This is a genomic window from Nocardioides sp. S5-5 (genome assembly GCF_054954065.1).
Map to the genome: position 1 here is coordinate 3,062,453 of NZ_CP199913.1, position 24,505 is coordinate 3,086,957.

At 71.9% G+C, this 24,505-nt stretch carries 21 protein-coding genes and 1 tRNA gene; 11 read left to right on the top strand and 11 right to left on the bottom strand.

The features are described 5' to 3' along the window. Window positions 1–25: 25 nt before the first annotated feature. The 4 genes from rho to ACUP6Y_RS14540 form a co-directional block, all read right to left on the bottom strand. The gene (gene rho, locus ACUP6Y_RS14525; RefSeq protein WP_462551455.1) at window positions 26–1,822 is read right to left on the bottom strand and encodes a transcription termination factor Rho; all 1,797 of its coding nucleotides are present in this window, start codon (window positions 1,820–1,822) and stop codon (window positions 26–28) included. Between the two features lie 182 nt (window positions 1,823–2,004). Continuing rightward, the gene (thrB, locus tag ACUP6Y_RS14530; protein ID WP_462551456.1) at window positions 2,005–2,928 is read right to left on the bottom strand and encodes a homoserine kinase; all 924 of its coding nucleotides are present in this window, start codon (window positions 2,926–2,928) and stop codon (window positions 2,005–2,007) included. A 4-nt stretch (window positions 2,929–2,932) separates the two neighbouring features. Continuing rightward, complete coding sequence (gene thrC / locus ACUP6Y_RS14535; protein WP_462551457.1) at window positions 2,933–4,003, bottom strand: threonine synthase; 1,071 nt, start codon at window positions 4,001–4,003, stop codon at window positions 2,933–2,935. 2 nt (window positions 4,004–4,005) lie between these two features. After that, window positions 4,006–5,310 carry a homoserine dehydrogenase gene (locus ACUP6Y_RS14540; protein WP_462551458.1) on the bottom strand — a complete coding sequence of 435 codons (1,305 nt, stop codon included), beginning with the start codon at window positions 5,308–5,310 and terminating at the stop codon, window positions 4,006–4,008. Window positions 5,311–5,503: 193 nt separating this feature from the next. Between ACUP6Y_RS14540 and ACUP6Y_RS14545 the strand changes: the two genes are divergently transcribed. Continuing rightward, complete coding sequence (locus ACUP6Y_RS14545; protein ID WP_462551459.1) at window positions 5,504–6,046, top strand: Uma2 family endonuclease; 543 nt, start codon at window positions 5,504–5,506, stop codon at window positions 6,044–6,046. A gap of 239 nt (window positions 6,047–6,285) precedes the next feature. Here the strand turns inward: ACUP6Y_RS14545 and ACUP6Y_RS14550 are convergent, their stop codons facing one another. Further along, a complete protein-coding gene (locus ACUP6Y_RS14550; protein ID WP_462551460.1) occupies window positions 6,286–7,245 on the bottom strand; it encodes an alcohol dehydrogenase catalytic domain-containing protein in 960 nt (319 codons plus the stop codon). A 36-nt stretch (window positions 7,246–7,281) separates the two neighbouring features. Here ACUP6Y_RS14550 and soxR point away from each other — a divergent pair, with 36 nt between their 5' ends. Continuing rightward, window positions 7,282–7,743, top strand: coding sequence for a redox-sensitive transcriptional activator SoxR (soxR, locus tag ACUP6Y_RS14555; RefSeq protein ID WP_462551461.1), 462 nt, complete (start codon window positions 7,282–7,284; stop codon window positions 7,741–7,743). A 10-nt stretch (window positions 7,744–7,753) separates the two neighbouring features. Here the strand turns inward: soxR and lysA are convergent, their stop codons facing one another. Together lysA and argS are read right to left on the bottom strand one after the other, a co-directional pair. Beyond that, window positions 7,754–9,136: a diaminopimelate decarboxylase gene (lysA, locus tag ACUP6Y_RS14560; protein ID WP_462551462.1), complete on the bottom strand. Its 1,383-nt coding sequence runs from the start codon at window positions 9,134–9,136 to the stop codon at window positions 7,754–7,756. Then, window positions 9,136–10,821 carry an arginine--tRNA ligase gene (gene argS, locus ACUP6Y_RS14565; protein ID WP_462551463.1) on the bottom strand — a complete coding sequence of 562 codons (1,686 nt, stop codon included), beginning with the start codon at window positions 10,819–10,821 and terminating at the stop codon, window positions 9,136–9,138. Before argS ends, lysA begins: the two co-directional genes overlap by 1 nt. A gap of 83 nt (window positions 10,822–10,904) precedes the next feature. Between argS and ACUP6Y_RS14570 the strand changes: the two genes are divergently transcribed. The 4 genes from ACUP6Y_RS14570 to ACUP6Y_RS14585 all read left to right on the top strand — a co-directional run bounded on the left by ACUP6Y_RS14570 (window position 10,905) and on the right by ACUP6Y_RS14585 (window position 15,509). Next, window positions 10,905–10,977 (top strand) — tRNA-Arg (locus ACUP6Y_RS14570). A gap of 4 nt (window positions 10,978–10,981) precedes the next feature. Continuing rightward, entirely contained in the window at window positions 10,982–11,443 is a 462-nt protein-coding gene (rnhA, locus tag ACUP6Y_RS14575) for a ribonuclease HI (RefSeq protein ID WP_462551465.1), read from the top strand. 176 nt (window positions 11,444–11,619) lie between these two features. After that, window positions 11,620–15,333, top strand: a complete 3,714-nt coding sequence (locus tag ACUP6Y_RS14580) for a multifunctional oxoglutarate decarboxylase/oxoglutarate dehydrogenase thiamine pyrophosphate-binding subunit/dihydrolipoyllysine-residue succinyltransferase subunit (RefSeq protein ID WP_462551466.1) — start codon at window positions 11,620–11,622, stop codon at window positions 15,331–15,333. Then, window positions 15,333–15,509: a DUF6104 family protein gene (locus ACUP6Y_RS14585; protein ID WP_181410938.1), complete on the top strand. Its 177-nt coding sequence runs from the start codon at window positions 15,333–15,335 to the stop codon at window positions 15,507–15,509. The genes ACUP6Y_RS14580 and ACUP6Y_RS14585 overlap by 1 nt, the downstream gene beginning before the upstream one ends. 133 nt (window positions 15,510–15,642) lie before the next feature. Here the strand turns inward: ACUP6Y_RS14585 and ACUP6Y_RS14590 are convergent, their stop codons facing one another. Next, a complete protein-coding gene (locus tag ACUP6Y_RS14590) occupies window positions 15,643–17,748 on the bottom strand; it encodes an MMPL family transporter (protein WP_462551467.1) in 2,106 nt (701 codons plus the stop codon). An 81-nt stretch (window positions 17,749–17,829) separates the two neighbouring features. Between ACUP6Y_RS14590 and ACUP6Y_RS14595 the strand changes: the two genes are divergently transcribed. The 3 genes from ACUP6Y_RS14595 to ACUP6Y_RS14605 are packed head-to-tail and all read left to right on the top strand — an operon-like array spanning window position 17,830 to window position 19,755. Further along, window positions 17,830–18,474 (top strand): TetR/AcrR family transcriptional regulator, encoded by a 645-nt coding sequence (locus ACUP6Y_RS14595; RefSeq protein WP_462551469.1) that lies wholly within the window; start codon window positions 17,830–17,832, stop codon window positions 18,472–18,474. 10 nt (window positions 18,475–18,484) lie between these two features. Further along, a complete protein-coding gene (locus tag ACUP6Y_RS14600) occupies window positions 18,485–19,153 on the top strand; it encodes a hypothetical protein (RefSeq protein WP_462551470.1) in 669 nt (222 codons plus the stop codon). Then, window positions 19,150–19,755, top strand: coding sequence for an acetoacetate decarboxylase family protein (locus ACUP6Y_RS14605; protein WP_462551471.1), 606 nt, complete (start codon window positions 19,150–19,152; stop codon window positions 19,753–19,755). The genes ACUP6Y_RS14600 and ACUP6Y_RS14605 overlap by 4 nt, the downstream gene beginning before the upstream one ends. A 55-nt stretch (window positions 19,756–19,810) precedes the next feature. Here the strand turns inward: ACUP6Y_RS14605 and ACUP6Y_RS14610 are convergent, their stop codons facing one another. The 3 genes from ACUP6Y_RS14610 to ACUP6Y_RS14620 are packed head-to-tail and all read right to left on the bottom strand — an operon-like array spanning window position 19,811 to window position 22,389. Further along, window positions 19,811–20,074 (bottom strand): hypothetical protein, encoded by a 264-nt coding sequence (locus ACUP6Y_RS14610; protein WP_462551472.1) that lies wholly within the window; start codon window positions 20,072–20,074, stop codon window positions 19,811–19,813. Window positions 20,075–20,099: 25 nt separating this feature from the next. Further along, a complete protein-coding gene (locus ACUP6Y_RS14615; RefSeq protein ID WP_462551473.1) occupies window positions 20,100–21,233 on the bottom strand; it encodes a fatty acid desaturase family protein in 1,134 nt (377 codons plus the stop codon). A 10-nt stretch (window positions 21,234–21,243) separates the two neighbouring features. Beyond that, window positions 21,244–22,389, bottom strand: coding sequence for a ferredoxin reductase (locus ACUP6Y_RS14620; protein WP_462551474.1), 1,146 nt, complete (start codon window positions 22,387–22,389; stop codon window positions 21,244–21,246). 129 nt (window positions 22,390–22,518) lie between these two features. Between ACUP6Y_RS14620 and ACUP6Y_RS14625 the strand changes: the two genes are divergently transcribed. Together ACUP6Y_RS14625 and ACUP6Y_RS14630 are read left to right on the top strand one after the other, a co-directional pair. Further along, on the top strand, window positions 22,519–23,139 hold the full coding sequence (locus ACUP6Y_RS14625) for a TetR family transcriptional regulator (protein ID WP_462551475.1): 621 nt from the start codon (window positions 22,519–22,521) through the stop codon (window positions 23,137–23,139). 298 nt (window positions 23,140–23,437) lie between these two features. Continuing rightward, window positions 23,438–24,502, top strand: coding sequence for a hypothetical protein (locus ACUP6Y_RS14630; RefSeq protein ID WP_462551476.1), 1,065 nt, complete (start codon window positions 23,438–23,440; stop codon window positions 24,500–24,502). Window positions 24,503–24,505 lie beyond the last annotated feature (3 nt).

A 24,505-nucleotide genomic window follows, 5' to 3' on the forward strand; every position in this document is an offset into this window, starting at 1 on the left:
CCGCCCAAATGCCGGGTGGCGGGGCTCAGCCGCGCTGGACCTTGAGCAGGAACTCGTAGTTGGTGCGCGAGGTCCGCAGCCGCTGCAGGAGAGCGGCATGGGCCGCGGCCCGGTCGCCCTCGGCCAGCTCGCGACGCAGCTTCCAGATGATCTCGAGCTCCTCCTTGCCGAGCAGCAGCTCCTCGCGGCGGGTTCCCGAGGCGACCACGTCGATGGCGGGGAACTGGCGCTTCTCGGCGAAGTCGCTGCGCAGCCGCAGCTCGAGGTTCTCGGTGCCGCGCAGCTCCTCGAAGATCACCTCGTCGACGCGGGAGCCGGAGTCGACGACCGCGGTGGCCAGGATGGTCAGCGATCCGCCGTTCTCGATGTTGCGGGCCGCGCCGAAGAACCGCTTCGGCGGGAACAGCGCCGACGAGTCGACGCCGCCGGACAGGATCCGGCCGCTGGCCGGGGCCGCCAGGTTGTACGCGCGGCCCAGCCGGGTCAGCCCGTCGAGCAGGATCACGACGTCGTGGCCCAGCTCGACGAGGCGCTTGGCCCGCTCGACGGCCAGCTCGGCGACGGTGGTGTGGTCGATCGCGGGGCGGTCGAAGGTGCTCGCGATGACCTCGCCCTTGATCGAGCGCTCGAAGTCGGTGACCTCCTCGGGCCGCTCGTCGACGAGGACGACCATCAGGTGGCACTCGGGGTTGTTGGCGGTGATCGCGTTGGCGATCGACTGCAGCAGTGTCGTCTTGCCGGCGCGGGCCGGCGAGACGATCAGACCCCGCTGGCCCTTGCCGACCGGCGCCGCCATGTCGATGAGCCGGCCGGTGAGGTCGTCGGGGCCGGTCTCCAGCCGCAGCCGCTCGGTCGGCGAGACCGGCGTGAGCTGGGTGTACTCGACCCGGCTCCTGGCCTGCTCGGGGTCGACGCCGTTGACCGACTCGATGCGGACCATCGGGTTGAACTTCTCACGACGCTCGCCGTCGCGCGGCTGGCGGACCTGGCCGGTGATCGCGTCACCGCGGCGCAGACCGTATCTGCGGACCATCGACAGCGACAGATACACGTCGTCGGGCCCGGCGAGGTAGCCGCCGGTGCGGACGAACGCGTAGTTGTCGAGAACGTCGAGGATGCCGGCCGCGGGGACGAGTACGTCGTCGTCCCGCACCTCCGTGTCGGGCTCACGACCCGCGCGGTTGGGGCGGTCGCGGTCGCGACCCCGGCGGCGCCGGTTGCGGCGGCTGCCGCCCTCGCCGTCGCCGTCCTCGTCGGTGTCGTCGTTGTCAGCCGCGGCCGTGGGACGGACCGGGTCCTGCTGCTGGGCCTGGCTCTGCTTGCCCTGCTGGGGCTGGTCCTGCTTCTGCTGCTGGCCGCCCTGCTTCTGCTGCTGGCTCTGACCGCCCTGCTTCTGCTGGCGCTGGCCGCCCTGCTTCTGCTGGGCCTTCGGCTCGTCGGCCTTGGGCTGCTCGGCCCTCTCCGCCTTGGGCTGCTCGGGCTTCTCGGCCTTGGGCTTCTCCGCCTTGGGCTGCTCGGGCTTCTCGGCCTTGGGCTTCTCCGCCCTGGGCTGCTCGGGCTTCTCCGGCCGCTCGGCCTCCGGCCGCTCCGGCTGTTGAGGCTTGTCCGCCTTCGGCTGCTCGGCGGGCGCGCTGCGCTGGGTCGCCGCACCGGCCTGGGCGGCCTTGATCGCCTCGACGAGCGCGGCCTTCTTCATCGAGCCGGCGCCGCGGATGCCCATGCCGCCGGCCATCGCCTTGAGGTCGACGAGCAGCATGGCGTTGAGCCCACCCGCGCGCTTCCTCGGAGCCGTCGCAGCAGTGGAGTCGGGAGTTTCGCTCACGTGAGTCCTTCCCACGTATCTCGTGCGTTCCACGGTCGGACGACGGCGGAGCACGCACTGGTCTGGTTCTGCGAAGGTTCGTCCGGCCGACGGTCGGAGCGAACCTGAAGAGGGGCGGGCCGAGCCCGCCGGGGCGCCGAGAACTGCGGCGCTGCGTCAATGTACCACCACGGTGGCGAGGATCACCGGTCGCCGGGCGCGTCCGGCGCGGCGCCGGCGCCGGAGACGGCCAGCGCGCGGGCTTCCCACCCCTCGGGACAGCGGGCCAGCAGCGCCTGGGTCGCCGTCGAGCCAGGCCCGTCGGTGAAGGCCAGCACGGTCGGACCGGCCCCCGAGATCACGGCCGGGACGCCGTCGGCGCGCAGCGCCTCGACGAGGGCGAGGCTCTCGGGCATGGCGGGGCGGCGGTACACCTGGTGCAGCCGGTCCTCGGTCGCGCGCAGCAGCTCCTCGGGGCGCCCCGACAGCGCGGCGACCAGGAGCGCGGCCCGGCCGGCGTTGGCCGCCGCGTCCGCGTGCGGTACGGCGGCCGGCAGCAGCCCGCGCGCGGTCTCGGTCTCGACCGGGGTGGTGGGTACGAGCACGACCGTGCCGACCCGCGGGTCGACACTGCCGGGGACCGCCCAGAAGGTGCCGTCAGCGTCCTGGCCGGAGATCACGAAGCCGCCGAGCAGCGCCGGCGCGACGTTGTCGGGGTGGCCCTCGAGCTGGGCGGCGAGGTCGAGCAGCGCGGCGTCGTCGAGGAGCAGCCGCCCGCCCGCGACCAGCTCCCGGGCCAGCCAGACGCCGGCGACGATCGCGGCCGAGGACGACCCGAGGCCGCGGGCGTGCGGGATGGCGTTGGCGCAGGTCAGCCGCAGACCGGCCGGCTGCTTGCCGAGCCGGTCGAAGGTCGCGCGCATCGCGCGGACCACGAGGTGCCGCTCGTCGAGCGGGACCTGGCCCGCGCCGTATCCCTCGACCTCGACGACGAGGCCCTCGGCGAGCACCTCGGCCTCGAGCCGGTCGTGCAGGTCGAGCGCCAGGCCGAGGGTGTCGAAGCCGGGGCCGAGATTGGCGGACGTCGCGGGCACCCGGACCCGGACCGGGCCCTCCACGAACGTCATGGGCTCAGAGGCCCGCGGCTGCGGCGGCGGCGTCGACCTCGGCGTCGACCACCGTCTCGGGCAGCACCAGCCCGTCGAGGGCCGTGGCGATGTCCTTGAGGCCGTGGCCGGTGACGGTGATCGCGACGGTGGTGCCCTGGTAGGACTCCCCTGCCTCCAGCTCGGCCAGCAGCCCGGCGATGCCGGCGGCCGACGCGGGCTCGACGAACACGCCGTCGTTGGCGGCCAGCGCCTTCTGCGCGGCCAGGATCCGACCGTCGGAGACGGCGGCGAACCGGCCGCCGGACTCGTCTCGCGCGGCCTCGGCGAGCTTCCAGGACGCGGGGTTGCCGATCCGGATCGCGGTCGCGCGGGTCTCCGGGTCGGGGAACGGCTCGCCGGTCACCAGCGGCGCGGCGCCCTCGGCCTGGAAGCCGCGCATGACCGGCTTCTTGGTGGCGCGGCCGAGGCCGGCGTACTGCGTGTAGCCGAGCCAGTACGCCGAGATGTTTCCGGCGTTGCCGACCGGCAGCAGGTGGAAGTCGGGGGCGTCACCGAGGAAGTCGACGATCTCGAAGGCCGCCGTCTTCTGGCCCTCGAGGCGGTGCGGGTTGACCGAGTTGACCAGTGCGACGGGGTACTTCCACGCCATCTCGCGGGCCATCCGCAGACAGTCGTCGAAGTTGCCGCGGACCTGGATGACCTGGGAGCCGTGCAGCACCGCCTGGGCCATCTTGCCGGCGGCGATCTTGCCCTCGGGGACCAGCACGATCGGGGTGACGCCGGCCTTGGCGGCATAGGCGGCCATCGAGGCGGACGTGTTGCCGGTCGACGCGCACACGACGGCCTTGGCACCCTCGTGGACGGCGACCGAGAGGGCCGTGGTCATGCCGCGGTCCTTGAACGATCCGGTCGGGTTGTTGCCCTCGACCTTCAGCCACACCTGGGCGCCGGTCAGCCCGGAGAGCCACGCGGAGTGGACCAGGGGCGTGCCGCCCTCACGCAGGGTGACGGCGGGAGTGTCGGCCGGGATGTCGAGGAGCTCGCGATACTCCTCGATGACGCCGCGCCACTGACCGTTGGGGGTGTTGCTCATGCTCACTCTTCGGTTCCTTCGACGCGCATCACCGAGGTGACCTCGCGCACGATGTCCATGTCACGCAGGTGGTCGACGGTCGCGGTCAGCGCCGCGTCCGTGGCCTCGTGCGAGACGACGACGAGCTGAGCGTCGTCGCCCCGGCCCTCCTGACGAACGGTCTGGATCGAGACGCCGTGCTCGGCGAAGGCCTGCGCCACCGCCGCCAGCACGCCCGCCCGGTCGTCGACGTCGATGGCGACGTGGTAGCGGGTGCGGGTCTCCCCCATCGGCAGCACCGCCCGGTCGGCGTACGCCGACTCGCCGACGCCGCGCGTGCCCTGACGGTGGTTGCGGGCCACCGTGACCAGGTCGCCGAGGACCGCACTCGCGGTCGGCGAGCCACCGGCACCGGGGCCGTAGAACATCAGTTGGCCGGCCGCCTCGGACTCGACGAAGACCGCGTTGTAGGCCTCGCGGACGCTGGCCAGGGGGTGCGACCTCGGGATCATCGCGGGGTGGACACGGACGCTGACCGCCTCGTCGCCCTGCTCGTCGGTGCGCAGCTCGGCGATCGCGAGCAGCTTGACGACGCTGTCCATGTCACGGGCCGAGCGGACGTCGCCGGCGGTGACGTCGGTGATGCCCTCGCGGTGGACGTCGTTGGCTGTCACTCGGGAGTGGAACGCCAGGCTGGCCAGGATCGCGGCCTTCGCCGCGGCGTCGAAGCCCTCGACGTCGGCGGTGGGGTCGGCCTCGGCGTACCCGAGGGCCTGCGCCTCCTCGAGCGCGTCGCCGAAGCCGGCGCCGGAGGTGTCCATCTTGTCGAGGATGAAGTTCGTGGTGCCGTTGACGATGCCGAGCACCCGGGTCACCTTGTCGCCGGCCAGCGACTCGCGCAGCGGGCGCAGGATCGGGATGGCGCCGGCCACGGCCGCCTCGTAGTAGAGGTCGCGGCCGGCCTTCTCGGCGGCCTCGAAGAGCGTCGCGCCGTCCTCGGCGAGCAGCGCCTTGTTGGCGGTGACGACCGAGGCGCCGTGCTCGAGCGCGGACAGGATGAGCGAGCGCGCCGGCTCGAGGCCGCCGATCACCTCGATCACCACGTCGACGTCGTCGCGGGCGACCAGGCCCGCGGCGTCGGTCGTGAGCAGCCCGGCCGGCACCTCGACCTCACGCGGACTGTCGAGACGTCGTACGGCGACGCCGACCAGCTCCACGGGGGCTCCGACCCGGGCCGCAAGGTCGTCGGCCTGCTCGCCGAGCAGCCGCACCACCTGCGACCCCACGGAACCGCAGCCGAGCACGGCAACCTTGAGAGGACTGTTCACCCGCTGATCGTATCGGCGGGTGTGGAGCGTCCGGTCAGAGGCGGCAGAACGCGGACACCTTGCGGCCGGTTCTCCACAGCCAAGCCGAACGCAATGGACTCCGCCGGCGCTCTCGCGACGGATGGTCGCCATGTCCGATCTCGGGAGGCAGAATGGTCGGGTCAGCATCGGAGGACGCATGCGGAGGATGGCGATGGCCCCGCTCGGAGCCGACCCGGCGTGGTCGCAGGCATTGTCGTGGACCGACTATCTCGCGTCCGACGACGCCGAGCGTGGCGAGTACCTCGACGGCGTGTGGGTGATGGCCCCGCCCGCGAGCGAGCGGCATGCCGAGCTCTCCTACCGGGTCACCTCCGCGCTGCGCGAGGTCGTGCTGGCGCCGTACTGCGCGCGGCAGGAGGTCGGCTGGCGACCGTCCGGCGAACGCCAGGAGCCGGTGCCCGACGTGATGGTCTACTGGTCGACCGGCGCGGGGCGGGCGACCCGTACGCCCGCCTTGGCCGTCGAGATCCTGTCCGGTCACCGCAAGTACGACCTCGGCTACAAGCGCGACCTCTACGCCCGTTGGGGGCTGGCGACCTACTGGATCGTCGATCCGCGGGCCAAGGCGCTGCTCGTCCACGAGCTCGCCGACGGCGAGCTGACCGAGACCGCCCGGCTCGCCGGCGGCAGCCAGGACCTCACCTTCGGCCCGTTCGAGATCACCCTCGACCTCGACGACCTGTTCGCCCCGTGACTCACCCGGCCAGCCGCCGGGCCGGGACCAGCGCGAGGGCGGCCAGGACGGCCGCGGCGAGCACCAGCCCGGTGGCGGCGGAGACCGGCGCGGACACCGCGAACCCGGCGAAGACGACGCCCCCGCGGACCAGACCGGCACTGTTGGCCAGGTAGTCGTCGAGCTGCAGCGCGGACGACGTACGCCCCTCCTCGCCCGGCCGCGCAGTGGCGAGGGCGTCGCGACGTCGGCGAGGGCGGTCACCGCGCGGACCGCTCGACCAGCAGGACCACCTTGCCGGAGGTGGCGCCTGTCTCGAGCGCCCGGTGGGCGGCGGCCGCGTCGGCGAGCGGGAAGGCGCTGCCGACGTACGGCACCCGGGAGCCGTCGGCCGCGGCGTCGAGCGCCGCCCGCTCGAACTCGGCGAGCCTGCTCATGATCGACGGCCCGAGGACGTCGACGACGGGGCGCTCCGGGTCGTCGTACGCGTTCTGGGTGCCGGAGGCCCAGCCGTAGCGGACCAGCCTGCCTGCCTCGGTCAGCCGGTCGTAGAGCGTGTGCCCGACCTCGCCGCCGACGCCGTCGAGGACGAGGGTGAGCGCACCGGGGAGGCGGCGGGCCCAGCCGGGTGTACGCCGGTCGAGTGCCGGGTCCGCGCCGTGCTTCGCGGCGATCGCGACCTTGTCCGGCCCGCCGGCCACGCCGACCGCCGTGGCGCCCAGGTTGCGCACGCCTTGGAGGAGCAGGGTGCCGAGCCCGCCGGCCGCGGAGGTGACGGCCACGACATCGTCGCCGGTGACCTGGGCGAGGTCGAGGATCGCCGCTGCGGTGCGGCCGGTCCCGATCGCGGCGACCGCGGTGGCGGCGTCGAGGTGGTCCGGCAGCGCGTAGGCCCGGGTGGCGTCGACGACCGCCTGGTCGGCGTACCCGCCACCGGCGAAGCCGAGGTGCGCCACCACCCGGCGCCCGAGCCAGTTCGCGTCGACGCCGTCCCCGACCCGGTCGACGACGCCGGCGACCTCGCGCCCCGGGATCACCGGAAGCTCGGGCGCCTGGCCGAGCCCGAACGCCTCCCCCGCCCGGATCGAGGTGTCGAGCAGGTGGACGCCCGCGGCCTCGACCGCGATCCGGATCTGGCCGGGCGCGGGCTCGAGGTCGGGCAGCTGCTCGAGGCGGAGGAGGTCGGCGGGCCCGAAGGCGTGGTGACGGATCGCGTGCATGACGACATTCGACAACCTGAAGTATGGTTGAGGTCAATGGACCTCAACCGCGCCCTCCGTAGCCACGACCTGACGCCCGGGGACGTCGCTCACCGTTCCGGCGTCGCCGTCTCCGCCCTGCACTACTACGAGCGCGAGGGCCTGATCACCAGCATTCGCACGGCCGGCAACCAGCGCCGCTACCACCGCGACGTGCTGCGCCGGGTCGCGTTCATCCGGGTCTCGCAGGGGGTCGGGGTGTCGCTCGCCGAGATCCGCGGCGCACTCGCCACCCTCCCCGAGGGCCGCACCCCCACCAAGGCCGACTGGGCCCGCCTGTCCCGCGCCTGGCGCAGCACCCTCGACGACCGGATCAGCCGGCTCGAGAGGCTGCGCGACACCCTCGACGACTGCATCGGCTGCGGCTGCCTGTCGCTGCGGTCGTGCTCGCTGGCCAACCCCGGCGACATGCTGCAGGAGTACGGCGACGGGCCGGTGCGGCTGGTCGGGCGCTCCTGACCAGGCCCGGTCAGCCGAGGTCGGTGGCCAGCAGGTCGTCGACCGTCTCGCGTCGTACGACGACCCGGGCCTGCCCGTCCTTGACCGCGACCACCGGCGGGCGCAGCGCGTGGTTGTAGTTGGACGCCATCGAGCGGCCGTAGGCACCGGTGCCGGGCACCGCGACCAGGTCGCCCGGGGCGACGTCGCCCGGCAGGAACTCGTCCTTGACCACGATGTCGCCGGACTCGCAGTGCTTGCCGACGACCCGCGCCAGCACCGGCGCGGCCTCGGAGGAGCGGGAGGCGAGGGTGCAGGAGTAGTCGGCGTCGTACAGGGCGGTGCGGATGTTGTCGCTCATCCCGCCGTCGACGGAGACGTAGGTGCGGGTGGCGCCGCCGTCGAGTGCGACCTCCTTGACCGTGCCGACCGTGTAGACGGTGCACATCGCGGGGCCGACGATGGCGCGCCCGGGCTCGATCGACAGGTGGGGGACGGCGATCCCGAGGGCCGCGCACTCCCCCGTGACGATCCTGGTGATCTGCTCGGCGAGCACCGCGGGGTCGGCGGGGTCGTCCTGGGTGGTGTAGGCGATGCCGAAGCCGCCGCCGAGGTCGAGCTCCGGCAGCACCTGGCCGAGCTCGGCGCCGATCCGGGCGTGCAGGGCGAGCACCCGGCGAGCGGCGACCTCCCAGCCGGAGGTGTCGAAGATCTGCGAGCCGATGTGACTGTGCAGGCCGCGCAGCTCCAGGCCATCGGCGGCGACCACCCGCGACGCCGCCTCGAAGGCGTCGCCCGAGGAGATCGAGAAGCCGAACTTCTGGTCCTCGTGGGCGGTCGCGATGAACTCGTGGGTGTGTGCCTCGACCCCGGCGGTGACGCGGACCATCACGCCCTGGGTCACCCCCAGCTGCCGGGCCACGTCGGCGATCCGCTCGATCTCGTGGAACGAGTCGACGATGATCCGGCCGACCCCGGCATCGACCGCGCGACGCAGCTCGATCGCGGTCTTGTTGTTGCCGTGGTAGCCGATCCGCGCCGGATCGGTTCCCGCGCGCAGGGCCACGGTCAGCTCGCCGTCGCTGCACACGTCGAGACACAGCCCCTCCTCCGCCACCCAGCGGGCGACGGCGATGCAGAGGAAGGCCTTGCCGGCGTAGTAGACGTCGTACCCGGAGAAGCCGTCGCGGAAGCCCCGGGCCCGCGTGCGGAAGTCGTCCTCGTCGAGGAGGTACGCCGGCGTGTTGACGTTGGCGACCAGGTCCGGGACCGGCAGCCCGCCGATCGACAGCACGCCGTCGTCCTTGCGGGCCGAGGCCGACCACAGCGCCGGGACGAGCTCGTTGACGTCGGCCGGCTCGCGGAGCCAGACGGGCGAGGTGCCGGCGTAGTCGCCGGGAGGGACACGACCCATCACATGCGCTCCGGCGCGGAGACGCCGAGCAGGTCGAGCCCGTTGGCGATCACGGTCTGGGTGGCGACGACGAGCACCAGGCGCGCCAGGTTGGCCGGGCCGGCCGGCTCGTCGCCCTGCGGCAGCATCCGGCACTCCTTGGTGTCGTACCACTTGTTGAAGACCGACGCCGTGTCCTCGAGGTAGCGCGCGACCCGGTGCGGCTCGCGCAGCTCGGCGGCGCTGGCCACGACCCGGGGGTACTCCGCCAGCGCCCGCAGCAGCTCGCCGTCGCGCTCGTGGTCGAGCAGACTCGGGTCGAACGCGTCACCCGGCAGTGTCATGTCGAGGTCGGCCGCATTGGCCAGCATCCGGCAGGTCCGCGCGTGGGCGTACTGGACGTAGTAGACCGGGTTGTCGTTGGACGCCTTGGTGATCTCGGCGACGTCGAGGGTCAGCGGCGAGTCGGCCGGGTAGCGCGCCAGGGAGTAGCGCAGCGCGTCGACGCCGATCTCCTCGGCGAGCTCGTTGAGGGTCACGATCGTGCCGGCCCGCTTGGACAGCTTGAGCTCCTGGCCGTCGCGCAGGATCTTGACCAGCTGGCCGATCATCACGTCGAGCGTCCGGTCGGGGTCGTCGCCGACGCAGGCCGCCATGGCCCGCAGCCGGCCGACGTACCCGTGGTGGTCGGCGCCGAGCAGGTAGATGCAGTGGTCGAAGCCCCGCGCCCGCTTGTTCAGGTAGTAGGCGGTGTCGGAGGCGAAGTAGGTGAGCTCGCCGTCGGACTTGATCAGGACCCGGTCCTTGTCGTCGCCGAAGTCGGTGGTGCGCATCCACAGCGCGCCGCCGTCCTCGAAGACGTGCCCGAGGTCCTTGAGCCGCTGCAGCGTGTCCGGCACCGAGCCCGAGTCGTGGAGCGAGAGCTCGGAGAACCACACGTCGAAGTGCGTGTTGAATCCGTCGAGCTGCTCCTGCTGCTCGGCGAGCTGGATCTCGTAGCCCTTCGCGCGCACGGCGGCCCGCCGCTCGTCGGCGGGCAGGGCGAAGATCCCGGGACTGGCCGCCTCGACGGCCCTGGCGAGGTCGTCGATGTACTCACCGGCGTACCCGTCCTCCGGCTTCGGCTCGCCCAGCGCCGCGGCGATGATCGAGTCGGCGAAGTGGTTCATCTGCACGCCGCGGTCGTTGATGTAGAACTCGCGGGTCACCTCGGCGCCGGCCGCCGCGAGCACCCGCCCGATCGCGTCGCCGAGCACCGCCCAGCGGGTGTGGCCGAGGTGCAGCGGGCCGGTCGGGTTGGCGGAGATGAACTCGACGTTGATCTTCTGGCCGGCGAGGGTGTCGGTGCGCCCGTACGCCGCCCCGGCCGCCACGACCTCGGCGGCCACCTGCCCCTGCGCGCCGGCCTCGACGGTGATGTTGAGGAAGCCTGGCCCGGCCAGCTCGACGTCCGCGATCCCGTCGGCCTGCTTGAGCCGCGCCGCCAGCAGCTCGCCGAGCGCCCGCGGGTTGGTCCCCTGCCCCCGGATCAGACTCCGCTTGGCCAGCTGGAGCGCGACGTTGGTGGCGTAGTCGCCGTGCCCCTTCTGCCGCGGTCGCTCCACCGTCACCTCGCTCGGGACGCCGTCGGGCAGGGCGAGATCACCCTGGTCGACGAGCGTCGAGAGGGCGTCGACGATCGTGGTGGAGAGCTGCGCTGGAGTCACCGGCCTAGGGTATCGAGGGGCACCGGTTTCCAATGCAGGGATGTCGACCGGTAGTGTTCCTCACCGCGCCTCCCGGGGCGCATGCCTCCGTAGCTCAGGGGATAGAGCACTGGTTTCCGGTACCAGGTGTCGCAGGTTCGAATCCTGCCGGAGGCGCCCCATGGACAACCCCGCGCGCGTCACGATCCACACCGACGGCGCCTGTCTCGGCAATCCCGGCCCCGGCGGCTGGGGCGCGCTGCTGCGCTACGGCGCCCACGAGAAGGAGCTGTACGGCGGCGAGCCGGCCACCACCAACAACCGGATGGAGCTGATGGCGGCCATCCGGGCCCTGGAGTCGCTCAACCGGCGCTCGGTCGTCGACATCCACACCGACAGCAGCTACGTCCGCAACGGGATCATGTCGTGGGTCGCGAAGTGGAAGGCCAACGGCTGGCGCACCTCCGCCAAGGCGCCGGTCAAGAACGACGACCTGTGGCGCCGTCTCGACGCCGCCGCGGCCGCCCACGACGTGGCCTGGCACTGGGTCAAGGGGCACGCCGGAGACCCCGGCAACGAGCGCGCCGACGCGCTTGCCGGACGGGGCGCGCGCGAGGCTCGCGACGGCGTCGTGAACAGCTGACGAGAACGCGTTCCACACGCCGCGGACACCGCCTCGATGTCTGATGCGCAACACCTGGCGGCAAAGGGTGACCACAGGGCGGTATTTGCTTCCCCGGGGGACTAGCCTTGGCGGTCGACAGCCACCCGCTATCGGCGGCGGGTAGGTCCAGCTCATCGGAAGAGGCGAAGCACGTCGTGACGCAGTCGTCAGACCAGTCCACCGGATCTCCCGTTCCTGAGGACTTCGGAGCCAACGAGTGGCTCGTGGAGGAGATGAAGGAACGCTTCGAGGCCGACCCGAGCAGCGTCGATCCCGCGTGGGCGACGTTCTTCAAGAACGGCAGCGGCAACGGTACGGCGACCGCGGTCGCCACCGCTCCCGCCCGGGCCGCCGCGCCCGCCGCTCCCGCCACCCCGGCTCCCACCACCCCGGCCACCGCACCCACGCCGAGGGCCACGCCGGCCCCGCAGGTGAGCCCCGCCTCCTCGACGACGCCGACGCCGCCGAAGGCCGACTCCCCCGCCCCGACCCCCAAGGACGCCCCGCGACCGGCGCCGGTCACGGCCAACGACGAGCCGACCCTGACGGTGCTGCGCGGCATCCCCGCCGCGACCGCGAAGAACATGGACATCTCGCTGTCGGTGCCGACGGCGACCTCGGTGCGCAACATCCCGGTCAAGCTGCTCTGGGACAACCGCATCGTCATCAACAGCCACCTCAAGCGCGCCCGCGGCGGCAAGGTGTCCTTCACCCACCTCATCGGCTACGCGATCGTCAAGGCGATCAAGGCGCTGCCGGCGATGAACAACACCTTCGACGAGATCGACGGCAAGCCGACCATGGTGACGCCGGCCCACATCAACCTGGGCCTGGCGATCGACCAGCAGAAGAAGGACGGCACCCGCCAGCTGGTCGCGCCCAGCATCAAGGCGTGCGAGTCGATGGACTTCGCGCAGTTCTGGACGGCGTACGAGGACATCGTGCGCAAGGCCAAGGACAACAAGCTGACCATGGAGGACTACTCCGGCACGACCGTCAGCCTCACCAACGTCGGCGGTCTCGGCACCAACAACTCGGTGCCGCGGCTGATGCAGGGCCAGGCCGCGATCATCGGCGTGGGCTCGATGGACTACCCGCCGGAGTTCCAGGGCGCGTCCGAGGACACCATCGCCCGCAACGCGATCTCGCGGATCATGACGATGACCTCGACCTACGACCACCGCGTCATCCAGGGCGCGCAGTCGGGTGAGTTCCTCGGCCAGGTCCACAAGTACCTGCTCGGCCAGGACGGCTTCTACGACGAGATCTTCCGCGCACTGCGGATCCCCTACGAGCCGATCCGCTGGAACGCCGACATCGCGACGTCCCACGACGACCAGATCGACAAGCAGGCCCGGATCCTCGAGCTGATCCACGCCTACCGGGTGCGCGGTCACCTGATGGCCGACACCGACCCGCTGGAGTACAAGCAGCGCAGCCACCCGGACCTGCGCATCGAGTCCCACGGCCTGACCCTGTGGGACCTCGAGCGCGAGTTCCCCACCGGCTCGTTCGGCGGTCGCGACCGGCGCTTCATGAAGCTGCGCGACATCCTCGGCATCCTGCGCGACTCCTACTGCCGCACCACCGGCATCGAGTACATGCACATCATGGATCCCGAGCAGCGCGCCTGGATCCAGGAGCGGGTCGAGCAGCCCCACAGCAAGCCGCCCCGCGAGGAGCAGCTGCGGATCCTGTTGAAGCTCAACCAGGCCGAGGCCTTCGAGACCTTCCTGCAGACCAAGTTCGTCGGGCAGAAGCGGTTCTCCCTCGAGGGCGGCGAGACCACGGTCCCCGTCGTTGACGAGATCGCCGAGGCGGCCGCGCAGGCCGGCCTGGTCGAGGTCGCGATCGGCATGGCCCACCGCGGCCGGCTCAACATGCTCGCCAACATCGTCGGCAAGTCCTACAACCAGATCTTCCGCGAGTTCGAGGGCAACATCGACCCGCGCACGGTCCAGGGCTCCGGCGACGTGAAGTACCACCTGGGCGCCGAGGGCACCTTCGTGGCCGGCACCGGCGAGACCATCGCCGTGTCCATCGCCGCGAACCCCTCCCACCTCGAGACGGTCGACCCGGTCCTCGAGGGCATCGCCCGCGCCAAGCAGGACGTCCTCGACCGGGGCGCCGAGTTCCCGGTGCTGCCGATGCTCATCCACGGCGACGCCGCGTTCGCGGGCCAGGGCGTCGTCGCCGAGACGCTCAACCTCTCGCAGCTGCGCGGCTACCGCACGGGCGGCACGATTCACGTCGTCATCAACAACCAGGTCGGGTTCACCACCTCGCCCGGCTCGTCGCGCTCGACGCTCTACTGCACCGACGTGGCCCGGATGGTCCAGGCGCCGATCTTCCACGTCAACGGCGACGACCCGGAGGCGTGCATCCGCGTCGCCCGGCTCGCGTTCGAGTACCGCCAGGCGTTCAACAGCGACGTCGTCATCGACCTCGTCTGCTACCGCCGCCGCGGCCACAACGAGGGCGACGACCCGTCGTACACCCAGCCGCTGATGTACGACCTCATCGAGCAGAAGCGCTCGGTCCGCAAGCTCTACACGGAGTCCCTCATCGGTCGTGGCGACATCACGATCGAGGAGGCCGAGCAGGTCCTGCGCGACTACCAGCAGCAGCTGGAGCGGGTGTTCACCGAGGTCCGCGAGGCCTCGGCGGCGCCCAAGGAGTGGACCACCGTCCCGGACTACCCGGACAAGTCGGTCGGCGAGACCCAGACCGCGGTGACGCCGGAGGTCCTCAAGCGGATCGCCGACGCCTACGTCACCCCGCCGGAGGGCTTCACCGTCCACCCCAAGGTGATGCCCCAGCTCCAGCGCCGCTCCGCCGCGATCGCCGACGGCCCGATCGACTGGGGCACCGGCGAGATCCTGGCGTTCGGCTCGCTGCTCATGGACGGGCGTCCGGTGCGCCTGGCCGGCCAGGACTCGCGCCGCGGCACGTTCGTCTCGCGGTTCGCGACGATCATCGACCGGGTCAACGCCGACGAGTGGACGCCGCTGGCCAACCTCACCGAGGAGCAGGCCAAGTTCTTCGTCTACGACAGCCTCCTGTCGGAGTACGCCGCGCTCGGCTTCGAGTACGGCTACTCGGTGGCCCGCCCCGACGCGCTGGTCCTCTGGGAGGCGCAGTTCGGCGACTTCGTCAACGGTGCCCAGTCGGTCATCGACGAGTACGTCTCGGCCGGCAAGACCAAGTGGGGCCAGGACTCCGGCGTCGTGCTGCTGCTGCCCCACGGGTACGAGGGCCAGGGCGCCGACCACTCCTCGGCGCGCATCGAGCGCTTCTTGGCCCTGTGCGCCGAGGACTCGATGGTCGTCGCCCAGCCGTCCACGCCCGCGTCGTACTTCCATCTGCTGCGCCGCCACTCCCTCGGCGAGGAGCACAAGCCGCTCATCGTGTTCACGCCGAAGTCGATGCTCAAGCGCAAGGAGGCGGCCTCGGTGCCCGCCGACTTCACCTCCGGCGAGTTCCGCCCGGTGATCGGCGACGCGAGCGCCGACCCGGGCCAGGTCAAGACGGTGCTGCTCGTCTCGGGCCGGCTCACCTGGGACCTGATGGTCGAGCGGCAGAAGTCCGAGCGCGACGACGTGGCGATCCTGCGCGTCGAGCAGCTCTACCCGTGGCCGACCGAGGCCGTGAGGGCCGAGCTCGACAAGTACCCGAACGCCACCGTGAAGTGGGTCCAGGACGAGCCCTACAACCAGGGCCCGTGGCCGTCGTTCTACCTGAACGTCGTCCCGCAGCTCGGCCGGGCGATCCAGCCCGTCACCCGGGCCGCGTCGTCCACCACCGCCGTCGGCACGGCGAAGCGTCATCTCGAGGAGGCAAAGGTCCTCATCGGCGAAGCGTTCGCCTGATGTACTTCACCGACCGCGGGATCGAGGAGCTCGAGCAGCGCCGGGGTGACGAGGAGGTCACCTTGGCCTGGCTCGGCGAGCGCCTGCAGGAGTTCGTCGACACCCACCCGGAGTTCGAGGTCGCCGTCGAGCGGTTCGCCACCTGGCTGGCCCGGCTCGACGACCCCGACGACTGACGCCGACCCGGCGCAGAGTGACACCGCACAGACGCCGACCCGACAGGAGCTCCTGTCGGGTCGGCGCGTTTCGCGGGTCAGTTTGCGCCGGGTCGGCGCGATCTCGGGTCTCAGTTTGCGCCGGGTCGGCGAATCAGACCGGGACCGTCTCCGACAGCCCGACCCGGCGATGCAGTGCCCGCAACGGGCGCGGGGCCCACCAGGAGCGCTCCCCCAGCAGCCGGATGCTGGCGGGCAGCAGCACGCCGCGGATCAGGGTGGCGTCGATCAGGATGGCCAGGCCGGTGCCGAGCCCGAAGAACTGGATGAAGCTGACCGAGCTCACCAAGAAGGCGAAGAAGCTGATCGCGATCAGGGCCGCCGCGGTGCTGACGATCCGACCGGTGTGGGCCAGGCCGTGGACCAAGGCCTGGTCGTTGGTCATCCCCCGCTCGCGCATCTCCTTGATCCGGCTCATCACGAAGACCTCGTAGTCCATCGACAGCCCGAAGGCGACGCAGAACAGCAGCACCATCATCGAGCTGTCCATCGGCTGGGGCGTGAAGCCGAGCAGCCCGGACAGGTGGCCCTCCTGGAACACCCACACCATCGCGCCGAGGGTGGCGCCGAGGCCGACCGCGTTGAGGACCAGGGCGCGCAGCGGCTGGACGACGCTGCCGGTGAACAGGAACAGGATCACCGCGGTGGTGAGCACCAGCCAGCCGACGACGAGCGGCAGCCGGTCGCCGATCCCCGTCATCTGGTCGTGCAGCTCGGCGCTCGCGCCGCCCACGAGAGCATCGGTTCCGGCCGGCGCCAGGACGCCCCGGACGTCGTCGACCAGGGCCCGCGCGTCGGCCGACATCGGGTCGAGGTCGGTGACCACCGAGACCAGGTCGGCGTCGCGGCCGGCCCGGGTCTCGACCCGGACCACGCCGGGCAGCTCCCCCAGCCGGGCGGCGTACGACACCAGGTCGGCCTCCGCCACCGTGGAGGTGGTGACCACCTGGATCGGATGGGTGCCGTCGCCGGCGAAGGACGAGCGCAGCACGTCACCGGCCTGCCGGCTCGACGCGCTGGTCGGCAGCACCCGGTCGTCCGGAGTGCCGAGCTCGATGCCGGCGAGCGGGATCGCCATGACCAGCAGTCCGGCCAGCACCGGCAGCGCACTGAGCACCGGGCGGCGGGCCACGAACCGCGCCAGTCGCGCCCATGCCGGCGCCTCCTCGCCCCGGATGCCACGCACCCGCGGCACCGGCCAGGCGTCGATCCGGTCGCCGAGCAGACTGATGCCGGCCGGGAGCACGACGACCGCGGCGAAGGCGGTGATCAGCATGACGCCGATGCCGGCGTAGGCGAAGGAGCGCAGGAAGTACATCGGGAAGACCAGCAGCGCGGCCAGCGCCACCGCGACGGTGGTCGCGCTGAACGCGATGGTCCGACCGGCGGTCTCGACCGCGCGTCGTACGGCCTCCTGATGGGCGCGTCCGGCGGCGCGCTCCTCGCGGACCCGGGCCACCATCAGCAGCCCGTAGTCGACGGCGAGGCCGAGCCCGAGGCCGGTGGTGAGATTGACCGAGTAGATCGACACGTCGGTCGCCGAGCCGAGGATGGAGAGCTCGGCGAAGGTGCCGAGGATGGCGGCGACGCCCACGCCGAGGGTGACCAGCGCGCCGACGACGTTGCCGAAGGCGAGCACGAGCAACACCAGGATGAGCGGGATCGCGATGCTCTCGGCCAGGCCCAGGTCCTTGCCGATCTGGGCGCCGATCTCCTCGCCGACGACCTCGCCGCCCGCGACGTCGACGATCAGCGGACCGTCGGTGCCGGCGTACTCGTCGAGCACCGCGCCCGGGTCGGCCTCCTCGCCGGGCGCGACCGAGGCGGTGACGAGGGCGTACCGGCCGTCGGTCGAGCGCATCGGGCCCGCCCGAGAGTCGAAGTACGACGCCACGTCGGACAGCGCCGGGTCCGAGCGCAGCCGCTCGGTCAGCTCGGCTCCGGCCGCCGAGGCGGCAGGGGCGTCGACGTCTCCGGCGGCGGCCTCGACGACGAGCACGTAGTCGGCCCCACCGGCGAACCGCTCCTCGAGCAGCGTCGCGGCGCGGCTGCTCTCGGAGTCGGGGTCGTCGAAGCCGGCCGTCTGCAGCTTGGCGAAGGCACCGACGCCGACGACCGCGGCGAGCACCACCCCCAGCAGGCCGAGGCCGAGCACCGTGCGGGCCCGCCTGGTCACCAGTCCACCGATCCAGCTGAACATCGCACTCCTCCAATGTGTTCGTACGTAAACTTTATGCGTGTTAACTTGGCAGAGATGTTTGCGGGTGTCAACATGTTCTCCGTGACGACCTCGAAGCGGAGCTACCACCACGGCGACCTGCGCAACGCCCTCGCCCGGGCGGCGGCCGAGCTCGCCGCCACCGGCGGCCCCGACGCGGTCACCATCCGCGGCGCCGCCCGCGCGGTGGGGGTCACCCCCACCGCGGCGTACCGGCACTTCGAGAACCAGGCCGACCTCCTCGAGGCCGCGCGCGCCCTCGCGATGGACGGCATGGTCGCCGCGATGGCCGACTATCTCGCGCAGGTGCCGACCGACGGCGACCCGGTGGCGCGGGCCCTCGACCGACTGCGCTCGACGGGGCGCGGCTACATCCGGTTCGCGATCGAGGAGCCCGGGGTGTTCCGCACCTGCTTCACCGGCGGCCTGCGCGAGGGTGGCGGTGCGGACGGGATGGGCGAGCCGGCGCCGTACCTGCTGCTCGGCGAGATGCTCGACCAGCTGGTCGCGGTCGGCTACCTCGCCCCCGAGGACCGCCCCGACGCGGAGGCCGGGCCATGGGCCGCCGTCCACGGCCTCGCGATGCTGCTCATCGACGGCCCGCTGTCCGACCTGGGGCCGGCGGAGCAGGAGGCCGCGATCGCGCGCACCCTCGACCTGGTCAGCCGCGGACTGGCAACCGGCCCACAGGGGCTGATCGGACGCTAGTGTCACCCGCGTGAGCGAGGAGCTGATCGACTACGCGGCCTGGGGCGAGCGGTTCTTCGCCACCGCCGTCACCGCCGAGCGGGTGCTGAACGGCGTCAACGTGCTGGCCGGCCGCCCGATCGACGTCGGCCCGCTGGGCGTCGGCCCGGGCCGGATCGTCAAGGTGACCGCGCAGGGCACCATCGGCACCGCCACCGGCGAGCGGGTCGGCGCCGACCCGGTCGCCTTCCACGTCGACCTGCCGGTGACCCTGAGGTTCAGCATCGACCTCGGCATGGACAAGCAGAACTTCGACGCCGAGATCACCGTGCCGCTGGTCATCACCGCGCACGGACGCGCCGACCTGGCGATCGTGCTCGACGTGACGCCGCCGCCGGCCGCGCAGGTCGTCGTACGGCTCAAGGCGCAGGGCCTGCGCGCCTCGCTGACCAGCAGGGCCGCGAACGTCGAGGGCGAGCTGCGCCGGTTCGTGGCGAAGTACGTCGCCAAGGAGCTCGAGAAGCCCTACGTCCGCCAGGCCACGATCATCGATGTCGGTGCCGCGGTCGAGCGGGCCGCCGCCGGACTCGGGCCGCGTGAGGAGAGCCCGATCGCCGACGAGCTGACCGACGACCTGCCGGCCGCGATGGAGGCCGAGCTCGAGCACACCGCCCAGCTGTTCTTGGAGGAGGAGGAGTGAGCGCCTATCCCCCGGCCCCGTGGCACATGCACGGGTCGCTGTGGCTGTCCGTCTTCCGCCTGGGCCGCGACGTCGACGCGCACCACCCCGCCGGGACGTACGGCGTCGCGCTGGTCTCCTACGAGGAGCCGAGCCCGCTGACCTACCACGAGCTGCTGCTCGCCCGGACCGTGAAGAATGCCGCCGGCAAGGGCGCGGTCACCATCACCGACATCTGGGTCGACTCCTCCGCCTCGCAGGCGGGCGGGCGCGCACTGTGGGCGATCCCCAAGGAGCTGTGCGACTTCGACCTCGACACCTCCTTCCGCGGCCCGGTCACCTCGACCGACTGGTCGGCCACCGTCGAGCGCCGCCCGATCGTCGAGGCGGGCTTCACCGACGTGTCCCGCGCCGCCATCCGGGTGCCGTTCACCGGCCTCGTCGAGCAACCCGGCATCCCCGAGCACCCGGCGACCGCCGACGTCGTGATGAAGGGCAGCGCCAAGGCGCTGCCGTGCCGCGGCCGGTGGAGCTTCGCCGCCGACGGGCCGCTCGGGTTCATGCGGGAGGCCCGGCAGCTCGGCTCGTTCCGGATGGCCGGGTTCCGGCTCGCCTTCGACTGAACCCGCCCCCAGGTCCGGCGCGGTCGTCGTACCGGACGACTTGGCTGCGAAATCGCTATTCGGCAGCCGTTTCGTCCGGTCCGTCGGGGACCCCGACCTCCGGCACCTCCGAGCCGTGCTCGGCGAGCGCGCGCCGCGAGGAGTCCTTGATCTCGAAGACCTCGGTCGCGAAGCCCCCGACGGCCGCGGCCACCTCGCCGACGGCGCGGGTCACGATGCTCGCGACCTCGCCGACGGTGTGGGCCGCGGCCTCGGCGCCCGCCTGGAGCGCGTCCTTGGTGATCTCGGCCTTGCTGAGGTGGTCGCGTCCGTCACTCATGGGCGTCAGTCTCCCTCGCAGCGGCTCAGGCTGCCAACGAGTCCTCGGTCACGGCCTCGGGGCCGCGGACCGGCGCGACCTTGGCGTCGCCGCCCGGCAGCGAGTAGCGGCAGATCTTCTTGAACACGCTCCACAGCTGTTGGTGCAGCCGGCCGGTGTTGTAGGGCAGGCCGTAGCGCTCGCAGATCTCGCGGACCTCGACGGCCATCTCCGGGTAGCGGCGGGCCGGCAGGTCGGGGAAGAGGTGGTGCTCGATCTGGTGCGAGAGGTTGCCGCTCATCAGGTGCATCAGCCGGCCGCCCTCGATGTTGGCCGAGCCGAGCATCTGGCGCAGGTACCAGTGCCCGCGCGTCTCGTTCGCGGTCTCCTCCTCGGAGAACGACGCCACGCCGGCCGGGAAGTGCCCGCAGAAGATGATGTTGAACGCCCACACGTTGCGCACCAGGTTGGCCGTCGCGTTGCCGGCGAGGGTGAGCGGGAACAGCGGTCCGGTCAGCGCCGGGAAGAGCACGTAGTCCTTGAGCGCCTGACGACGGATCTTGCGCAGCAACCCCGGGTAGAGCGGCTTGTTGTCGGCGAGCGTGCGCTTGCCGGACACGATGTTCTCGACCTCGAGGTCGTGCAGCGCGACGCCCCACTCGAAGAAGGTCATCAGCAAGAGCGCGTAGAGCGGGTTGCCCAGGTAGTAGGGGTGCCACTTCTGGTCCGGGTCCATCCGCAGGATGCCGTAGCCCACGTCGCGGTCCTTGCCCACGATGTTCGTGAACGTGTGGTGGATGTAGTTGTGGCTGTACTTCCACTGCTCGCCGGGGCACACGGTGTCCCAGTCGAACATCCGGGAGTTGAACGCCGGGTCGCCCAGGAAGTCGTACTGCCCGTGCATCACGTTGTGCCCGATCTCCATGTTGTCGAGGATCTTCGACACGCTCAGGCAGGCGACGGCGGGCAGCCAGCCGATCACGGGCAGGTAGAACAGCGCGCGGCCGGCGATCTCCATCTTGCGCTGGGTCGTGACGACCTTGCGCAGGTACGCCGCGTCCTCCTCCCCAAGGTCGGCCAGTACGCGCTGGCGCAGGGCGTCGAGCTCGGCGCCGAGCTGCTCGATCTGCGCGGCCGTCAGGCCGTGGTACTTCTCGTCGATCAGGGTGTCGGTGCTCATGGCGGTCTCCTCAGAGGTCGATGTGGCAGTCACCGGCAGCGGCGGTGACGCAGATGCGGATCTCCTCGCCCGGCAGGGAGGACTCCTCGCCGGTGAGGACGTTGCGGACGGTGCCGGCGGTCTTGGTGCGCGTGCAGGAGAAGCAGATGCCCATCCGGCAGCCGAACTCCGGCTTCAGGCCGAGCTCCTCGGCCTGCTCGAGCAGGCTGATGCCGGTGGCGGCGGTCGTCGCACCGGAGCGGGTGAAGGACACCTCGCCCTCGATCGCCTCGCCAGGAGCGGCGGCCCGGGCGACGGCGGGCTTGAAGAACTCCATCCGCAGGCGGGTGGAGTCGTCGTACGCCGCCTTGACCAGCTCCACCAGTCCCGGCGGACCACAGAGCCAGGTGTCGGTCTCCTGGTAGTCCGGGACGAGGCGATGCAGCTCGAACTCACTGAACGTCTGGTCGCCGTAGCGCAGGTGGACGTCCACACCGTTGTCGGCCTCGGCGATCTCGGCCAGCTCCGTGGCGAAGATCTGGTCCTCGGGACTGCGCGCGAAGTGCAGGAAGGTCACCCGGCGGCCCGCGTGGCCGTCGTACCCGTCGCGGAGGAGGGTGCGGACCATCGACATCGCGGGGGTGATGCCCGAGCCGCCGGTGATGAACAGCAGCCGGCTGATGGTCGGGGTGGCCGGGCTCTCGACGAGGGTGAACTCGCCCTGGGCCTGGCTGAGGTGGAGCAGGGTGCCGGGCTGCGCCGCGCGGACGAGGTACGACGACACCTGGCCCTCGTCGTGCGCGCGGATCGTCAGCGTGAACCGCTCCCCCGGCGCCGAGGCGGCCGAGGAGATCGAGAACGCCCGGGTGTGCCTCGTGGCCGAGCCGGGCAGCTCGACGCCGACGAGGACGTGCTGGCCGGCGCGGTGGCCGCGCCAGGTGCCGGTCGGCTGCAGGGTAACGGTGGCGACCGGGGCCGAGTCGGGCCCGTCGGTCTCGCGATGCACGGACACGACGCGGGCGCGCACCTCGTGCGCGGCCCACATCGGGTTGAGCCGCTCGAGATACCGGTCGACGCCGTGCGGAGTGGTCAGCGCCGCGGCGAGCCGCGAGCGCAGCAGCCGCCCGGCCAGGTGACTCGCGCCGCCGGGAGCCGGCGGGGAGATGAGTGCGGACATCACGTCTCCTTCATGGGCAGAAGTTTGAGTGTACATTCGTACTCCGAAACTCTCTCGCGCACGCACGGCGATGGTCAACGAACCGACCGCGTGACAGTGAACACATGTGTACCCACGTAGGATGAGGCCATGGCCCAGACCCGTGTCGAGCAGAAGGAGCGGACCCGCCGCGCCATCCTCGACGCGGCCCTCGCCCTGTCCGAGGACTCCGCCCTCGTCGCGCTCTCCCTGCGCCAGGTGGCCAAGGAGGTCGGCATCGTGCCGACCGCCTTCTACCGGCACTTCCCCTCGATCGAGCATCTCGGCCTCGCGCTCGTCGAGGAGTCCCTCGACACCCTGCGCGCCCTGCTGCGCGAGCTGCGCCACACCGCCGGCGAGGACGCCGCGACGATCATCGACGGCTCGGTCGCGGTCCTCGTCGAGCAGGTGCGCCGAGACCATGCCCACTACGGCTTCATCGCCCGTGAGCGCTTCGCCGGCCCGGCCGGCGTGCGCGACGCGATCAACCGTGGCATCGAGCTCGCCGAGCGCGAGCTGGCCACCGACATCGCCCACCTGCCCGGCACCGAGTCCTGGACCGAGCGCGACCTGCAGGTGCTCTCCGAGCTCATCGTCGGCTCGATGGTCACCACCGCCGAGCGGCTGCTCGGCACCGACCCCGGCTCCCCCGCCGAGGAGCGTGTCGCCGGCGCCGCCCGCACCCAGCTGCGGATGATGCTGGTCGGCGCGCGGAACTGGCGCTCGCGCTAGTGGTCATCTCCGGAAGTTGTGCGGGGGTGGCCCGTGCTCCGGGTGCGTGCATCGCAAGGCGCCGGCGCGCAGCCATACCGGGTCGTCTCGCCAGCGTCGGCAACGCCGCGAGGTGCGTGCCCGGGGTGCGGGACACCCGAAGAACCTCCGGAGATGACCGGTAGCCCGGATCCACGGAAGGGAGCCGTGGCGCGCGGCTGTGGGGCCCGTCGCGGGCGGCCTTGCGCGGATCCACGCTGAGCGTCACGCTCGTCACGTTCGGTGGACGCGCGGTCCGCCCGGCAGGGACCATGACGCGGTGCCGACCGCAGCTGATCTCCTGAGCACCGCCGCCCGCAACGCCTGGGCGATCTCGCCTCTCGGCGACGGCGTCGAGCAGTACGACGGCCTGCCGGCCGCCGTGCTCTCCGACGCGCCACACCGGCGGCTCGTGCGCTACGACCGCACGACCACCGCCCGGGCCTCGCGCCCGGTGCTGCTCGTCCCGCCCCTCGCGGTGTCGGCGCGCTGCTTCGACCTGCGTCCCGGCCAGAGCCTGGCCGCCCACCTGCTCGCCGCCGGGCGGGCGACGTACCTCGTCGACTATGGGCGGATCGCCTTCGCCGATCGCGGCATGGGCTTCGAGGCCTGGATCGACGACATCCTCCCGACCGCGATCCGCGCCGTGCTCGCCGACCACGCCGCCGGCGGCGACGAGGCCGACGGCGTCGATCTGGTCGGCTGGTCGCTCGGCGGGACCATGAGCCTGCTCACCGCGGCCGCCCACCCCGACCTGCCGATCGCGTCGCTGACCGCCTTCGGCACCCCGATCGACTACGCGCAGATCCCGGCGGTCCAACCGATCGTCGCCGCCGACCGCCTGCTCGGCACCCGCGCGGTCACCGCACCGACCGCGGTCCTCGGAGGCGTACCCCGCCACCTGGTGCGGGCCAGCTACCGCGCGATGGCACCCCGACGCGAGCTCACCAAGGCCATGCACCTGGCGAGGAACATCCTCGACACCGAGGCACTCGCCCGCACCGGCGCCGTCGACGGCTTCATCGGCGAGATGCCCGGGTACCCCGGCCGCGCGTACCACCAGATCCACACCCGACTGATGGTCCGCAACGAGCTCGCCTCCGGCTCCGTCCGGCTCAGCCGCAAGCGCGAGGTGAGGCTGGCCGACGTCCACACGCCGGTGCTCTTCGTCGGCAGCGAGAGCGACAACATCGCCGACGGCCCGGCCGTGCGGGCCGGCGTGGACGTCGTCCCCGGTGCTCGGTACGCCGCCGCCGACGGCCTCAGCCACCTCGGTCTGGTCGCCGGCCCGAAGGCCGCCGAGGTCAGCTGGCCGCTGCTCGACGAGTTCCTCGACGCGGTCTAGATC

Coding starts and splice junctions, on each gene's coding strand:
- thrB (WP_462551456.1), bottom strand. CDS start 2,928: ATGACGTTCGTGGAGGGCCCGGTCCGGGTCCGGGTGCCCGCGACGTCC.
- thrC (WP_462551457.1), bottom strand. CDS start 4,003: ATGAGCAACACCCCCAACGGTCAGTGGCGCGGCGTCATCGAGGAGTAT.
- ACUP6Y_RS14545 (WP_462551459.1), top strand. CDS start 5,504: ATGGCCCCGCTCGGAGCCGACCCGGCGTGGTCGCAGGCATTGTCGTGG.
- ACUP6Y_RS14550 (WP_462551460.1), bottom strand. CDS start 7,245: ATGCACGCGATCCGTCACCACGCCTTCGGGCCCGCCGACCTCCTCCGC.
- soxR (WP_462551461.1), top strand. CDS start 7,282: ATGGACCTCAACCGCGCCCTCCGTAGCCACGACCTGACGCCCGGGGAC.
- lysA (WP_462551462.1), bottom strand. CDS start 9,136: ATGGGTCGTGTCCCTCCCGGCGACTACGCCGGCACCTCGCCCGTCTGG.
- rnhA (WP_462551465.1), top strand. CDS start 10,982: ATGGACAACCCCGCGCGCGTCACGATCCACACCGACGGCGCCTGTCTC.
- ACUP6Y_RS14585 (WP_181410938.1), top strand. CDS start 15,333: ATGTACTTCACCGACCGCGGGATCGAGGAGCTCGAGCAGCGCCGGGGT.
- ACUP6Y_RS14590 (WP_462551467.1), bottom strand. CDS start 17,748: ATGTTCAGCTGGATCGGTGGACTGGTGACCAGGCGGGCCCGCACGGTG.
- ACUP6Y_RS14610 (WP_462551472.1), bottom strand. CDS start 20,074: ATGAGTGACGGACGCGACCACCTCAGCAAGGCCGAGATCACCAAGGAC.
- ACUP6Y_RS14615 (WP_462551473.1), bottom strand. CDS start 21,233: ATGAGCACCGACACCCTGATCGACGAGAAGTACCACGGCCTGACGGCC.
- ACUP6Y_RS14620 (WP_462551474.1), bottom strand. CDS start 22,389: ATGTCCGCACTCATCTCCCCGCCGGCTCCCGGCGGCGCGAGTCACCTG.
- ACUP6Y_RS14625 (WP_462551475.1), top strand. CDS start 22,519: ATGGCCCAGACCCGTGTCGAGCAGAAGGAGCGGACCCGCCGCGCCATC.